At 70.5% G+C, this 13,659-nt stretch carries 15 protein-coding genes and 1 pseudogene; 6 read left to right on the top strand and 10 right to left on the bottom strand.

The genetic code is table 11. The annotated features are described in order from the left end of the window. Window positions 1-7 precede the first annotated feature (7 nt). On the top strand, window positions 8-589 hold the full coding sequence (locus ACIPXB_RS31375) for an ester cyclase (protein WP_401455345.1): 582 nt from the start codon (window positions 8-10) through the stop codon (window positions 587-589). Between the two features lie 27 nt (window positions 590-616). Here the strand turns inward: ACIPXB_RS31375 and ACIPXB_RS31370 are convergent, their stop codons facing one another. Next, window positions 617-1,339 carry an NUDIX hydrolase gene (locus ACIPXB_RS31370; RefSeq protein WP_401455343.1) on the bottom strand — a complete coding sequence of 241 codons (723 nt, stop codon included), beginning with the start codon at window positions 1,337-1,339 and terminating at the stop codon, window positions 617-619. Between the two features lie 25 nt (window positions 1,340-1,364). Between ACIPXB_RS31370 and ACIPXB_RS31365 the strand changes: the two genes are divergently transcribed. The 3 genes from ACIPXB_RS31365 to ACIPXB_RS31355 are packed head-to-tail and all read left to right on the top strand — an operon-like array spanning window position 1,365 to window position 4,809. Then, window positions 1,365-3,179, top strand: coding sequence for a hypothetical protein (locus ACIPXB_RS31365; RefSeq protein ID WP_401455341.1), 1,815 nt, complete (start codon window positions 1,365-1,367; stop codon window positions 3,177-3,179). Beyond that, on the top strand, window positions 3,176-4,093 hold the full coding sequence (locus ACIPXB_RS31360) for a hypothetical protein (protein WP_401455339.1): 918 nt from the start codon (window positions 3,176-3,178) through the stop codon (window positions 4,091-4,093). The genes ACIPXB_RS31365 and ACIPXB_RS31360 overlap by 4 nt, the downstream gene beginning before the upstream one ends. Before the next feature lie 50 nt (window positions 4,094-4,143). After that, window positions 4,144-4,809: a hypothetical protein gene (locus ACIPXB_RS31355; protein ID WP_401455336.1), complete on the top strand. Its 666-nt coding sequence runs from the start codon at window positions 4,144-4,146 to the stop codon at window positions 4,807-4,809. Here the strand turns inward: ACIPXB_RS31355 and ACIPXB_RS31350 are convergent. Beyond that, window positions 4,771-5,289 (bottom strand): SDR family NAD(P)-dependent oxidoreductase, encoded by a 519-nt coding sequence (locus ACIPXB_RS31350; RefSeq protein ID WP_401455334.1) that lies wholly within the window; start codon window positions 5,287-5,289, stop codon window positions 4,771-4,773. The genes ACIPXB_RS31355 and ACIPXB_RS31350 overlap by 39 nt on opposite strands. Window positions 5,290-5,376: 87 nt before the next feature. Continuing rightward, a complete protein-coding gene (locus ACIPXB_RS31345) occupies window positions 5,377-6,342 on the bottom strand; it encodes an alpha/beta hydrolase (protein WP_401455333.1) in 966 nt (321 codons plus the stop codon). 221 nt (window positions 6,343-6,563) lie between these two features. Between ACIPXB_RS31345 and ACIPXB_RS31340 the strand changes: the two genes are divergently transcribed. Both ACIPXB_RS31340 and ACIPXB_RS31335 read left to right on the top strand, forming a co-directional pair. Then, a complete protein-coding gene (locus ACIPXB_RS31340) occupies window positions 6,564-7,022 on the top strand; it encodes a MarR family winged helix-turn-helix transcriptional regulator (protein WP_401455332.1) in 459 nt (152 codons plus the stop codon). Between the two features lie 32 nt (window positions 7,023-7,054). Next, window positions 7,055-7,858, top strand: coding sequence for a hypothetical protein (locus ACIPXB_RS31335; RefSeq protein ID WP_401455329.1), 804 nt, complete (start codon window positions 7,055-7,057; stop codon window positions 7,856-7,858). A gap of 126 nt (window positions 7,859-7,984) precedes the next feature. Here ACIPXB_RS31335 and ACIPXB_RS31330 read toward each other — a convergent pair. The 7 genes and pseudogenes from ACIPXB_RS31330 to ACIPXB_RS31300 form a co-directional block, all read right to left on the bottom strand. Beyond that, window positions 7,985-8,125, bottom strand: a pseudogene (locus ACIPXB_RS31330) (MBL fold metallo-hydrolase); the annotation flags it as partial. A 240-nt stretch (window positions 8,126-8,365) separates the two neighbouring features. Then, window positions 8,366-8,848: a TetR/AcrR family transcriptional regulator gene (locus ACIPXB_RS31325; RefSeq protein ID WP_401455327.1), complete on the bottom strand. Its 483-nt coding sequence runs from the start codon at window positions 8,846-8,848 to the stop codon at window positions 8,366-8,368. Further along, window positions 8,787-9,767: a sensor histidine kinase gene (locus ACIPXB_RS31320; protein ID WP_401455326.1), complete on the bottom strand. Its 981-nt coding sequence runs from the start codon at window positions 9,765-9,767 to the stop codon at window positions 8,787-8,789. The genes ACIPXB_RS31325 and ACIPXB_RS31320 overlap by 62 nt, the downstream gene beginning before the upstream one ends. 65 nt (window positions 9,768-9,832) lie before the next feature. Further along, a complete protein-coding gene (locus ACIPXB_RS31315; protein ID WP_401455325.1) occupies window positions 9,833-10,741 on the bottom strand; it encodes a lysostaphin resistance A-like protein in 909 nt (302 codons plus the stop codon). 307 nt (window positions 10,742-11,048) lie between these two features. Further along, window positions 11,049-11,459: a hypothetical protein gene (locus ACIPXB_RS31310; protein WP_401455323.1), complete on the bottom strand. Its 411-nt coding sequence runs from the start codon at window positions 11,457-11,459 to the stop codon at window positions 11,049-11,051. A 270-nt stretch (window positions 11,460-11,729) separates the two neighbouring features. Further along, entirely contained in the window at window positions 11,730-12,908 is a 1,179-nt protein-coding gene (locus tag ACIPXB_RS31305) for a glycosyltransferase family 4 protein (protein WP_401455320.1), read from the bottom strand. A gap of 15 nt (window positions 12,909-12,923) precedes the next feature. Continuing rightward, entirely contained in the window at window positions 12,924-13,649 is a 726-nt protein-coding gene (locus ACIPXB_RS31300; RefSeq protein ID WP_401455319.1) for an FkbM family methyltransferase, read from the bottom strand. Window positions 13,650-13,659 lie beyond the last annotated feature (10 nt).

The raw sequence follows: 13,659 nt of genomic DNA, 5'->3' as shown, positions 1-13,659 counted from the left end.
GGCAGCAGTGATCGACGAGGACACCCGCGCGGCACGGCAGAAGCTGGTCCTGGACCACTTCCACGACGAGGTCCGCCAGGACTGGGACGAGGTGCTCGCGACGTTCCCGCATCCCCACTACGAACTCGTCTCCACCATGACGGTCCACGACGGGGCCGCCGCCGTCCGCGCCTACTACCGCGAGACGCGTACCGCGTTCCCCGACCAGGACCACGAGATCATCGCGCTGCGGCACAGCGACGACGCCGTCATCGTCGAGTTCTGGCTGCTGGGCACCCACCTCGGCCCACTCGGTCCGATCCCGCCCACCGGCAGCCGCTTCCGCGTCCGCATGACCGCGTACTTCATCTTCGACGCGGAGGAGAACCTCGTCTGCGAGCGGGTCTACTTCGACAGCCTGACGATGCTGAGGCAGCTCATCGGCGGCCTGGACATGAAGAACCCCAGGAACTGGCTCCTGGCCGCCCGCTGCCTGCGCGGCCTGCTGAGAATGACCGCCGACGGCCCGCACCCCACCCTGACCGACACCCCGAAGGCGGACCTCCCGAAATCGGCCGCCCACCCCCGGCAGAGCGGAACCACCGCGTGAGCACGGTGCCGCACCCCGGCTGATCGACTAGGCAGACTGCCCGCCGGCACGCAGGAGCGGCGGGCTGAGCACCCATGCGTTCCCTCTGCGGTAGAGCGCGGCCGGGCGGCCCGTCGCGGGCAACCGCTGTTCGCCCGTGGCCTCCACGAATCCTGCGGTTTTCAGTACCTTGCGCCGGAAGTTGCTCGGATCCAACGGCTGTCCCCAGACCACCTCATAGACCGTGCGCAACTCGCTGAGGGTGAACTCGGGGGCGCAGAAGGCCGTGGCGACCGGGGTGTATTCGAGCTTGCGACGGACCTCCTCCACAGCCTCGGCGAGGATCTCAGAATGATCGAATGCCAGCCTCGTCCCGGCCCGGTCGAGCTCCTCCACAGGTGCCCAGTAGGCGCGTTCCGCATCGGTGCCGCCCACAGGGACCGGCAGGTCGGGCCCCAGGGCCAGGTACGCGACGGAGACCACGCGCCCTCTCGGATCCCGTCCGGGATCACCGTAGGCGCCGAGCTGTTCCAGGTGCAGCAGCCTGCCGTCGATGCCGGCTTCCTCCCACAACTCGCGCAGCGCCCCTTCCCGCAGGGTCTCGCCCTTCTGGACATATCCGCCGGGGAGCGCAGGCCGGCCGAGGAAGGGCTCCAGGCCGCGGTCGATCAGGAGCACCATCAGGCGGGCATCGCGCAGCGTGAAGATCGCCAGGTCCACCGTCACCCACGAGGCCTCCACCTCATCGGACTCTTTCAGCCAGTCATCCACGAGAACCCCTAAAGGTCACATTGACTTGAACACCCTCGCCACTTATGGTCGCACAGACCTTAACCCCAGGAGGCGAGGGCAGGGCATGGCGGCTCCCCCCGTACCACCCGCAAAGGACTTCGGCGCCGAACTCACGGCCGCTACACGCCACTTATGCGCGGGCGCTTATGTGGACGAACACTTCCGTGACCTCGTGATCGACAAGGTCTGCACGGCGCCGCACCGCAGGGTGGCCCCGTCCTACGGCTTCGACATCGTCCCCGTCATGCGCCATGCGTGGCGAGCCGCCGCCCTCACGGCCGTTCTGCGCGTCGCCCTGCTGGGATCCGTCATCGCGCCGGCGTGCGCAGGTGCCCTGCCCGCGAGCATCGTCGTGGGATGCGGCCTCGCCCTCCTGTGGCTGCTCCGCCTGACCTTGCTCGTACTCCGCGGCGGCCGCGAGCCGCGCACCGACCGAAGGCCCGGACGCCGCACCAAGGAACAGCAGTACCGCCATCGGCGCCTTCTCCAGCGGATCCTCCCCCGGAGGAAGACGGAGAAGTCACAGGCACTTCGACGCATCGGAGGCATCGCACTCGGTCTGGCGACGACCGGCCTCGCCGTCGGACTCGTCCACCCCCAGCACGCCACCACAGCCCTTCGTGTCGGGGCGAGCATCGCACTCATATGCCTTGCCGTCGGAGCGATGCGCCAGTTACAGCTCAACCGAATCCTGCGGGCACCGACCCTGCGCCCCGGTCGCCTGTCTCCCCGGCAGCGGGTGGCGGACGTTCAGCAGAGGGACGTGCACACCGTGTACCGCCGCCCCCGCCACAGCCAGGACAGGGGAGCCGCGGACGATGACCTGACCGTGTTCACCCTCTTCGGAAAGGAGTCGCCCTTCATCGGTGCCGGAGAGATCGTCTACCAGTGGAACCCGCCCATGAGCGTCCAGCTCCTGCGCCCCGTCGAGGACGATGACGCCCCACTGCACGAACGGGAGCACCCGGTACCGCCGTTCCAGGCCCACGAACTCGTCGAGCACCTGCGCGACGCGGTCCGCCTGCTGAACACCGACAGCCACGATGTCCGCCTCCCCACCCACGTCAGGGACCGCGTCTACGTGTCCGAGACGGACGTGGCGGCTGATCGCTCGCTCCTCCCCCGGAAACTCACCGACGTGGATCTGCGGGAGATCATCAACACGCCAGGATCGAGAGGGCATCATTTCCTCGAGGTCACGACACCGCTGGAGGGCGCGGAGTACGTCGCGACCGTCCTGCTCCACGTCAGCGTACGAGGACGGACCCTCATCATCTCCACTGCGGCATGCGTGCTCGCACACACACCGAGGTCCTTCCAACGGACGGCCGAGTTCGGCCAGCACGGCCTCATCGCGGTCATATGGGCCGCCTTCCGTGAACTGACCACGCTTCCGCGGCAAGTCCAGCACGCGTGGCGGATCATCTGGTACCTCCGCGCCCTGATCAAGGCCGCCGCCCTCCCTCCGGATCTCACCTCCACGCCGATACGCAACGTCCTCATCGGCAGTCGCGTGAGCATTCGGGAGCACGCGGGCCAGGAGTGGTCCAAGGTGCAATTGGAGAAGACCGACATCCTGGGCCGGATGAAGACGATCGAACAACGCCTGCTCCGGGCGGCCGGCGACTTCCTTCTGACCAAGGACGTGGACGCGTCGGAGTTCAACAATCGAGCACTGAAGATCATTAACAGTGGGATCTTCAACTTCGGCGACAACAACACCATCAGCAACAACGCCGTAGGCGATGCGGCCCAAGTCGGCGCCCCGGCGCAGCCTGCCGCGGGGACCGACAACCCGAGCGACGGAGGAAAACCATGACTGTCAACCGAGGCATCAGCTCCCACGGGAACGGCAACACCATCAGCAACAACGCCGTGGGCGACCACGCCCGCGTCATCGCGGCGCCTCCCGCAGAACGAATCGGCGCACCAGTCGCCGACCCCGTGGTCCCGACGCATCCGGAGACGTGGGACATCGGGATCGTCACCATCCTCAGCGAGGAACTGCGCGCAGTGTGCGACGAGTTGAAACTCGAACGGCACAGGAAGCCCGGCGGTCTCTACTTCTATCGCGGAGAACACTCCACTGCGGAATCGACCGTCCGCATCGTCGCCACCCAGACGCAGAGCCAGGGCCAGCGGTCGACAATGGCCGCTCTGGAGAATCTGCGACGCCACTACGCGCCCCGGTTATGGGCTCTCGTCGGCGTGGGAGGCGGTATTCACGATGAGCACGCCCGTATCGGGAACGTCATCGTCTCGACCGAAGTCGTCTACTACGAGAACCGCAAGATCAATCCACTCGGTGACGTCCGCAGGCGCGGCGAACACCGGCAGGCCCCGGCCCATGTGGTGCACGCCATGAACGCCTTCTTCACCGAGCACGGCACCCCCGCCCGCATCCACGGTCAGCTCGCCTCGCAATCCTCACAGGAATACGAGGTGTATCCAGGTCCGATCGGATCCGGTGAAGCGGTCGTCGCCGACCGCGACAGCGACATCCGCCACTACCTCACGCATTACAACGAGAAGGTATTGGCGGTGGACATGGAAGCGGGCGGCCTGAGTCAGTACTGGCAGGAGAATTCCGTCCACGACGAGTCCAACCCCGGCTGGATCGTCATCCGAGGGGTGTCCGACAACGCCGACGCGGCAAAGGGACACGCACACCACGAACTCGCGGCCCGCAACGCCGCCCACGTTCTGCGGCTCCTGCTGCCCTTCCTCTGCTGACGCGACCCCCACCCGGCCGAACGCGACCCGACACCGGAAGAGGGCTCCACATGACCGATTTTCTGTTGGGGATCCTCGGCTCTCTGGCAGCCAGCGCGATCCTCCTCGTCCTCGGCCTGCTGCGCGGGGCCCGTCCCCTGTGGTGGCTGGTCGCCGCCTGCTCCCGCTACACGGGAACCGGGCTCGGGCGTGTCTACCGTCACCAGTCCTCCGCCGAACAGGACATCGCGCGCGACCTGCGCCGAGCCCGCTGGGTCAAAGTCCTGGCAGGCCGTGGAAACGTGCTCACGCGCGAGGTCTTCTCACCCGTGTGGTCGGCGGAGCCGTCCCCGCAGTCCGTCCAGATCCTGTTGCCCGACCCCGATCCCCAAGAGGCCTCGTGGCTCGACCGGCGCTCTCAGGAGGTGTCCCGGTTCGATCCGGGCTTCACACAGGACCTGCTCAGAAACCAGGTCCGGACGAACATCGACTACCTGGCCCGGGTGACGCAGGCGAGGGACGGCATCGAACTGCGCACCTTCAACCTGCCCAACAACTGCCGGGTGATCGCGACGGACCGTGCCGCCTACCTCACCTTCTACAGCGCCTCCGCGCACGGCAGGAACTCTCCATGTCTGTACGCCCGGGCGCCCGGCATCCTGTACACCGCTGCCCTTCGCCAGTTCGACGCGACCTGGTCACACGCCACGCCGGCCCTCCCGGCCCCCCTCCCCTGAGAACCGGGAAGGTCCGCTGTGGCAGTCGTTCAGAACATGCGTGGTTGGCCGTTGGAGGCGCTGAGTGCACGTCCTCGTTGTCGACGATGGGCGCGGCCACCGGGGTGCGGGTGAGGCTGGGTGTACGGCGTTGACGCGTACGCCCTCGTGGCCGTGGTCGAGTGCCACGGCGTTGGTGAGGTTGACCAGCGCCCCCTTGGCGGCGTTGTAGGCCGCCAGGCCCCAGTCCGCGCCGAGCCCGGAGACCGAGCCGACGTTGACGATGCAGCCTCCGACGCGCCGCAGATGAGGCAGCGCGGCCCGGGAGGCGAAGAAGACGCCGTCGACGTCCACGGCGAAGACGTGGCGCCAGGCGCGGGTGTCGGTGTGCTCGACGGTTCCGGCTACGCCGGTGCCCGCGTTGTTGACCAGCACGTCCAGCCGTCCGTACTCCTCGGCCACGCTCGCGATCAGTGCGGTGATCGAGGACTCGTCCGACACGTCGCCGACACGCGTGACGATCGTCGAACCGGCAGGGGCGTCGGCGCATCACCGTGCGGTCGTGGCGGGCCGCGGCGATCCGGCTGCTCAGGCGGTGCCGAGTGCAGTGCGCAGGGTGGTGACGGCCTGGCTGATGGCGGCTTCGGCGGCGTGGGTTTCGCGCAGGGCGTTGAGCATGACGAAGTCGTGGATGATGCCCTGGTAGCGGACGGCGGTGACCGGGACGCCGGCGGCGCGCAGCTTGTTCGCGTACGCCTCGCCCTCGTCGCGCAGGACGTCGGCCTCCGCGGTGATGATCAGGGCCGGCGGCAGGCCGGTGAGCTGCTCGGTGGTGGCGCGCAGGGGTGAGGCGGTGATCTGGGCCCGCTCGGCGGTGTCGGTGGTGTACTGGTCCCAGAACCACTGCATGCCGTCGCGGCGCAGGAAGTAGCCCTCGGCGAACTGATGGTAGGAGCCGGTCTCGAACGCGGCGTCGGTGACCGGGTAGAAGAGGACCTGCTGGCGCAGGTCCAGGCCGCCGCGCTCCTTCGCCATCAGGGTCAGGGCGATGCTCATGTTCCCGCCGACCGAGTCACCCGCGACGGCGATCCGGGTGGCGTCCAGGCCGTGCGCGGCGCCGTCGGTGACGACCCACCGCGCGACGGTCCAGTTCTGCTCGATCGCCACGGGGTAGCGGTGCTCGGGCGAGAGGTCGTACTCCGGGAACACGACGGCGGCGCCGGTTCCGATCGCGAGTTCGCGGACGAGGCGGTCATGGGTGTGGGCGTTGCCGAACACCCAGCCGGCGCCGTGGATGTAGAGGATCACCGGCAGCGGGCCGGACGCCCCCGCCGGACGGACGATCCGCGTCCTGGCCTCGCCGGTGGGGCCGCCGGGGACGCTCACCCACTCCTCGTCCACCTCGAGTCCGGTGATCTCACCGGACTGGACCTCGTCCACGGCCTGACGGCCCTCGGCCGGCGGAATCTGGAACAGGAACGGCGGCTTCGCCGTCGCCTCGGCGAGCGCGGCGGCAGCAGGCTCGAGGACGGGGCGGGCACTTGTCTCGGTCATGTGGGGCTCTCCAGGGCGCAGGGCGCAGGGCGTCGAAGGCAGGCAGCCGTCGGCTGCCGCCGTGCCCGCCGTCCGGTGGGCACGGCAGAAACATAGAACACGATTAAGTCGCGCACAACTTAATCGAGCACGCTATGGTCGCGCACGCTTTGGGCGGTAGGATCGGAAGCCCTGGAGTTCCGGGCACCCGTGGCGGTGGAGGAAGCGGAGGCATGTGACGTATGGAGGACACGGCGATCGAAAACCCGGAAGAGGGATCGCTCCGGCTGGAGGACCAGCTCTGCTTCGCCCTCTACGCCGCCTCCCGCGCGGTCACGGCGCGCTACCGGCCCCTGCTGGACGCGCTCGGACTGACCTACCCGCAGTACCTGGTGATGCTCGCCCTCTGGGAGCGGGACCCCCTCTCCGTGCGGGAGCTGGGCACCGCGCTTCAGCTGGAGTCCAGCACGCTCTCCCCGCTGCTCAAGCGCCTCGAGGCGAACGGTCTCGTCCTGCGCGAGCGGCGCGCGGACGACGAGCGCTCGGTCGCGGTCCGCCTCACCGAAGCGGGCGCGGCGCTCCGGAACAAGGCCCGCGCCGTCCCGCCCGCCATCGGTGACGCCATGAACCTGACCCCGGAGCAGGACGCCACCGCCAAACACCTGCTCCGCCTGATCACGACGAGCGTCACCCGCCGGTGAACGGCGACTCCACCGAGACCGACCATGAACGCATGCCCGGGGAATCGAACGTGATGTCAAGCCTGTGGCCGTCCGTGCCGTCCGGAGCCACCGACTGGCTTCTGGAGCTGTGCGGCGACGGCGTGACCGGCTTCATGCCTCCGGCGATGCCCGACGCGGTGTGGGTGCTCAACGCCATGTACGAGCATGAGCAGGGACCGACCGATGTGTCGTACCACGAGTACCACCGGGCGCGTCTGGCAGAGGGGAGCATCCGGCCCCCGTTCGCCGCGGATCTCGGCCTCGACGCCGTGGGCGTCGCCACGGGAGGAGGTCTGGGCCGGGCCCGGCACCCGGGTCCCGGCTGGCGGCGGCTGCGCTGGGCCGAGCTCGCCCGGCGGACCGGCGACCCGGCCGTGCCGGACGGGCTGATGCCCTCCTACCGTTGCTTTCCATCGGCCAGGAAGGAGGGCAGCTGGCCGCTGGGGATGATGCCGCCGACCGAGGGGAGTCTGGACCGTGAGACCTGGAACCGGCTGATCGCCGTCCTCACCCGGTGCAGCACCGCGGGGCCGGACACCCGTTGCCTGGCCTACTACAACCCGCTGATGCTCCCGGACATCGACTTCGACAACCTCCACGTGCGTGCGGGGCGGCTCGGCGACGCCGCGTTCCTCTATGACCAGTTCCAGGCGGCCGACTACAGCCCGTCGAATCTGTGGGCCGAAGACCGCTCATGGGTCCTGTGCACCGACTACGACCTGTGGGCCACCAAGGTCGCCGGTCCCCCGGCACTCATCGACGCCCTGCTGAACGACTCCGAGATCGAGGCGGTCCGGCTGCCCTGGGCGCACTGATGACGAGCCGTCCTTGCTGGTCTCAGGAGGACTTGAGTGCTGCGACGGACTCGGCGGTGAGGTGACCGCCGTGCCCGACGTAGACGGTGGTTCGACGGCCGGGATTTCGGCCTTGGCCAGCATGACCTTCATGAGCCGGGGCACCAGGCTGGTGGGCTGCAGGTCGACGCGTCCGCCGCGCCGGAGCTGATCGGCGTCGTCCCGGTGGATGGCTATGGGTGCCCCGGTGGCCTCGCGCAGGGCGAGGGCGGAGCCGCTGTGGTCGGCGTGGTGGTGGGTCCGAAGCCCCGGCGGACGGTTCGCGGAGGCGGGTCGCGGGAGGCGTCGTAATGTGCAGCGCCCGCAGGCAACGGCGGCGGATCATGAGCTCGGCGACGACCAGGTTGGGCAGCCACGCCAGTGACCGGGAGGCGCAGTCGCTTCGGCATGGACGAACCACCGGAAGACCTCGCGAGCAGCACTCTGACCGCGCTGTTCGGTCTGTAGACGGGCGGCGCGTCCGGTGCGTCAGGGGTGTTCGGGGCGGGCGCCGAGGACGTTGTCGACATGGGCCGCGAGGGCGGATCGCAGGCCGTCGGGTGTCATCTTCTGATCGTCGATCAGGTGGGCGACGAGGTCAGCCCGGATGGTGGCCAGCAGTGCGTGAGCGGTGAAGGCGGGGTCGTGGACGCCGGGCACCTGGTCCAGCTCTGCGCGCAGGATCTCGTGCCACCAGCCGTAGTGCTCGGCGCGGTAGGGGCTGCTGAGCCCGGCGTCCTCCGCGGCCGCCATCAGGTTCCGGTTCTCGATCTTGAAGTGGAGTGCGGCGTCGAGGAGGTCCCGTACCCGCTGCCGCGGCGAGGACCCGGGGGCCTGCGCCGCTTCCCGTACGGCGTGCTGGAGGGGTTCCATACGGGAGGCGATCACGGCGCCGATCAGGCCGGCCCGGTCACCGAAGCGGCGGAAGAGCGTGCCCTTGCCCAGGCCCGCGGCCGCGGCGATGTCGTCCATCGACACGCTCTGGGGGCTGCTGCTGGCCGCGAACAGTGCGTCGGCGGCAGCCAGCACGGCCTCCCGGTTGCGCGCGGCGTCGGCACGCTCCGGGCGTGGGCGCACGATCCGCCGGCGCCGGGTCGGCGGGTGCCGTCTCACCGGTCGCCTCCAGTACGCCGAGCAGGTACCGCAGTTCCGTCAGCGCCCGCCGTCCGGTGCTGCTGACGGCGGCCAGCCCCTCCTCCGCGCGTTCGGGAGCGGAGCCGATGAGGAACTGCGCCGCGTCGGCCTGGACCACCATGGCCGTCACATGGTGGGTCACCACGTCGTGCAGCTCCCGCGCGATGCGCGCCCGCTCGGCGGCCTGGGCCATCTCGGCGGCCAGGCGCCGCCGTTCGGCCTCCTCCGCCCGCCACCTGCGCACGACGCTCCCGGCCAGCCACACCACGACCAGGCTCGCGTAGAACGCCAGGTAGTCCGCGAGCCCTTGCGGCGACCCCAGGTCGTGCAGGACGACCGCCAGCACCGCGTATCCCACACTCGCCACGGCCGCCAGCGCGCGGCGCGAGCGGACCTGGTACGCCCCGGCGGCGTACAGCGCCAGGTACAGTCCCACGCTCGCGAACGTCGTCGGAGAGCCCAGCGCCTGATGCACCGCGAACGCGGCACCGACCACCACCAGGCAGACCGCGGGATACCGGCGTCGCACCGCCAACGGCAGGGTCTGCGCCAGGGTCAGCCCCACGCTCACCGCTCCCGCGTGACGAACCTGCAGGTCACCGATCTGCGCCCCCAGGTTCGACAGCGTCGGCACGAACGCCAGCAGGGTGAGGACCACCGCGAGGGCACAGTCCTTCACGGGGGCCGCCCGCCCTTCCCACCAGGTACGCGGCACCCGCAGCAGCGCAGTCCTCCGACGTTCCCCGGGAGCCGTCATCTCTTCTCGTTCCTCCGGTCGGCCGGCAGGCGGGCAGGTTCCGTACGGCCGTCTGTTCAACCTGTTCAACGGCGGGCGCGCCGCCCAGGGGCGAGATTGCCACGCCGGTGGGCCAGGACGAGCATCCGGACGGCGATCAGCAGGCCGATGACGACCGGCACGACCGATGCCTCCAGGCCGAATTCACCGCCGGTCAGCACGGCGGGCCCGGTCACCTCGGCGGCGAGCAGCCCGTTGCCGGCATGACCGGAGACCGGGATGCCGAGCAGCTGCAACGTGGTGTTCCAGGCGAAGTGCAGACCCACCGCGAACCAGATGCTGCGCCGCCACAGGAACGCGGCCCCCAGCAGTCCACCGGCTTCCACGGCGAGCGCCAGCGCGCTCCACGCGGTGGCCCCGGGACTGGCCAGGTGCGCCCCGCCGAAGAACAGCGCGGTGACCACGAGGGCGGCCCGGCTGCCCCAGCGCTGCTCCAGCGCCTGGAGGGCGAGTCCCCGGAACATCAGCTCCTCCGTAACGGCCGCGCCCGCCGCCAGCGTGGCCGCGGACGCGACGACCGGCACGAAACCGTGGCCGGCCCAGGAGAACGAACAGCCTCCGAACACCGTGATGACGAGGGCGGACAGGAGCACGAAACCGGCCCCGATCCCGCCGCCGAGCAGAGCCTCCCGGCCGGCCCCCCGCCGGGCGATCTCCGGCACGTCCCGTCGTGCGACGCGGCGCATCACCGCCCAGTACACCGCCACCGCGGCCACCGCGCCCAGCAACGGCACCGGGCCGGGCCCGGTCGCGGTCACTCCCCCGACCAGACCGATGCCCAGCAGGCCCGTCAGCGACCAGCCCAGCGGATGCCCGGCGATCCGGCCGAACCGGCCGAACCGGCCGAACCGGCCGAACCGGCCGCCGCTCGTGTCCGCATCGCCCGGCCCGAGGTCGGGAGCCGCGTCATGGCGCGCGGCGGACGTCGTGTTCATCAGGGCCTCCCCTTGGCAGTGGCCGCACCCTCGGCGACCCACCGACCACGCTAGGAACCTGACGACGCCCGCGAATCCCCCGCCGGCGGACGACCCGTGTAGCTCTCACGGGGGATGCGCCGACTCTCTCACCACACCGCAGGTCAACGAAACCACAGGTCAGGGGCCTGGGTGAGGCACCCTGGACACGCCACTGGGATGCGCTGTGCGCAGAGTGGGCGGTACGTGCGGCATCGCGACGTTCTTACGCTGGAGCCGGCCGACCACGCCGGCCGGCTCCAGTCCGTCCTCACACGGAGTCGTGGCGTCAGCCGCGCTGGATGGGCCAGCTGGTCACGCTGACCTGCTGGCCGCAGTTCTTCCGGTTGTCGTCCTGGCAGATCTGCAGGTAGCTGCTGGTGGTGATCGCATAGGCGATCTTGGCCTCGACCTGCTTGCTGCCCGGTCCGCACACGGTGGCCAGGTTGCTGACCGGACCCGGGGCGAAGTCCCTGATGGTCACGGACCACAGCGAATAGCAGCCGGGCCCGGTGTTGCGCAGCTCGCCCTTGACCACCAGCGTCGAGCTGTTCTCGAGCCAGCGGGTGCCGTCGGCGGTGGCGGTTCCGTGCGAGGCCGACCACGGTACCGGGGCCGCCGACGCCGGAGCCCCGGCCAGGAGCAGGGCGGCCGCCGAAGCGGCCACCACGGTCAAGGACTTGGCTGTGCCATTGCGCATGGGATGTGTCCTTTCGAACGGTCGTGGTGTAAGGGGTGAAGCGGGTGGTGTCCTCCTCGGACACCCCGGAACGGATGGCTCCAGAGCCGTTCCGGTGTTCCGGCCGAACGGGACGCCGCGATCCGTTGCCGGATCCGGACAGTTCGTCGGCCGGAGAACCAGGTGGGGTTTCTGCGGGGTCCCCCGCCCTCCGTCTTCTGGCACGGTGCCGTCAGGTTGTCCCCGGACACCGGACGCCGCCGCGCCACGGGGCCTGACCGCACGTGCCGGCTATCCCCGCCCGCCTGTCCGGCCCAGCAGGGCCACCGGCCGCGGCTCCTCCTCGACGGGGGTCAGCAGACGTGTCAGATGGCGCGCCGACGCCTCCCAGGACCAGGACTCCTGGGCCCACCGGCGGCCCGCGGCGCCCATCCTCGCCGCCCGCTCGGGGTCGAGCAGCAACCGGGTCAGGGTGCCCGCGACCACCTCGGTGTCGGTGCCGTCCACCACGCGGCCCGTGCGGCCGTCGAGCACGGTGTCCGGGGCTCCCCCGGAGTTGCCGACGACCACGGGCAGACCGCTGGCAGCCGCCTCCAGGAAGACGATGCCGAGGCCCTCCGCCTCCAGGCCGCCCCTGCGGGTACGGCAGGGCATCGCGAAGACGTCCGCGGCGGCGTAGTACGCCGGAGTCTCGGTGTGGCGCTTGCCCCCGGCGAACCGCACGGCATCGGGGGCGTGGCGCAGAGCGAGCTTCCTCAGCCGTTCCTCGTCGGGCCCCTGGCCCACCACCAGCAGGACCGCGTCGGGCACCTGCCGCTGGATCAACGGCATCGCCTCGATCAGCTTGTCCTGCCCCTTGCGCGGTACCAGGCGGGCCACGCACAGGATGATCCTCTTGCCCTGCAGCCCCAGTTCGGCGCGCAGGGCGGCTCCGGCCGCCGCGTCGGGGCGGTAGATCTCCGCGTCCACGGCCGGGACCAGCCGCGTCAGCTCGGCATGGGGGCCGAGGGCGGGTGCGATGCGGGTGCGCGTGTAGTCGCCGAGGTAGGTGACGACGTCCACGCCGTCCCCGATGCGGCGCATCATCCGGCGCGCACCCGGGACGCGGGCCCACCAGATCTCGTGGCCGTGCGTGGTCGCGACGATGCGCCGTACGCCGGCCTCGTGCCTGAGGGCCGGTGCCATCAGCGCGAGGGGGGCTGCTGCACCGAACCAGACCCGGTCGCAGCCGTGGGAGCGGGCGATCTCCACGGCCCTGCGGGTGACGCGGGCGGTCGGCAGCAGCATGGTGGTGGAGTCCCGCACGACGGGGAAGGGGAGCGAGGCGTCGTAGGCGTCGTCGCCGGGCTCCCGGGAGGTGTAGACGACGACGTCGTCACCGGGCACCCGGCTGGCCATGGCGTGGACGAACGTCTCTATGCCGCCCTGGCGGGGCGGGAAGTCGTTGGTGATGACGAGAGTGGAACCCATGAGGGGCGAGATCCTTCAGCCGTGGGTGAGCGGGTGAACCGTGAAGAGGTAGTTCCGGAAGTCGTCCGAGACCACGGCCTCGGGATGCCATTCCCCGTCGCGCCGGCGGTACATCGAGTAGCCGAGCTCACGTAGGTCCGCGACGAGCGTGGCCGGGCGGACGCCGTACTTGGCGAGGTGACGGTCTTCGATCTCCAGCAGCAGGGGCGGCCGGTCACGCAGCAGGGTGCGGCGGGCGCCTGCGAGGACGGCCGCCTCGGCGCCTTCGACGTCGGCCTTGATGAAGTCGACGCGGTCCAGGCCCATGTGGTGGCACAGGCCGTCCACCGTGCGCACGCCCGTCGGCACGGGGCGGGACCGGGCGAACTCGGTGTTGGGCCCAGGGCCCTCGGCGCCCTCCGTGAGGTACGCGCGCCCGTGGACCGGCAGCAGGCGGCGCCTGGGCAGGCTCATCGTGCCCTGCTGGGCCCGAGCCCCCAGGGCCACGCGGTGCACGGTCACGTTGTCGCACCCCAGAGCCGCGGCCGCGGTGCGCAGCCAGGCCGCCGGGCCGGGCAGTGGTTCGACACTGTGGACGGAGCCCCTCGGGCCGCTGAGCGCGGACAGTGCCCAGGTGTAGAGGCCGTACTCGGCACCGATGTCGAGACAGACGGCACCCGGCCGCACGAAGGGGCGCAGTCCCGCCACTTCGTCCTCGACGAAGCCGAAACGCGAGGAGGCCCAGCGGAGCCCGCCCGCCACCGCCGCCACC

Origin of the sequence: Streptomyces sp. NPDC090022 (genome assembly GCF_044748145.1) — a bacterium.
Lineage (GTDB): Bacteria > Actinomycetota > Actinomycetes > Streptomycetales > Streptomycetaceae > Streptomyces.
Note: the sequence above shows the minus strand (reverse complement) of the source record. Positions and strands in the feature narration are given on the sequence as shown.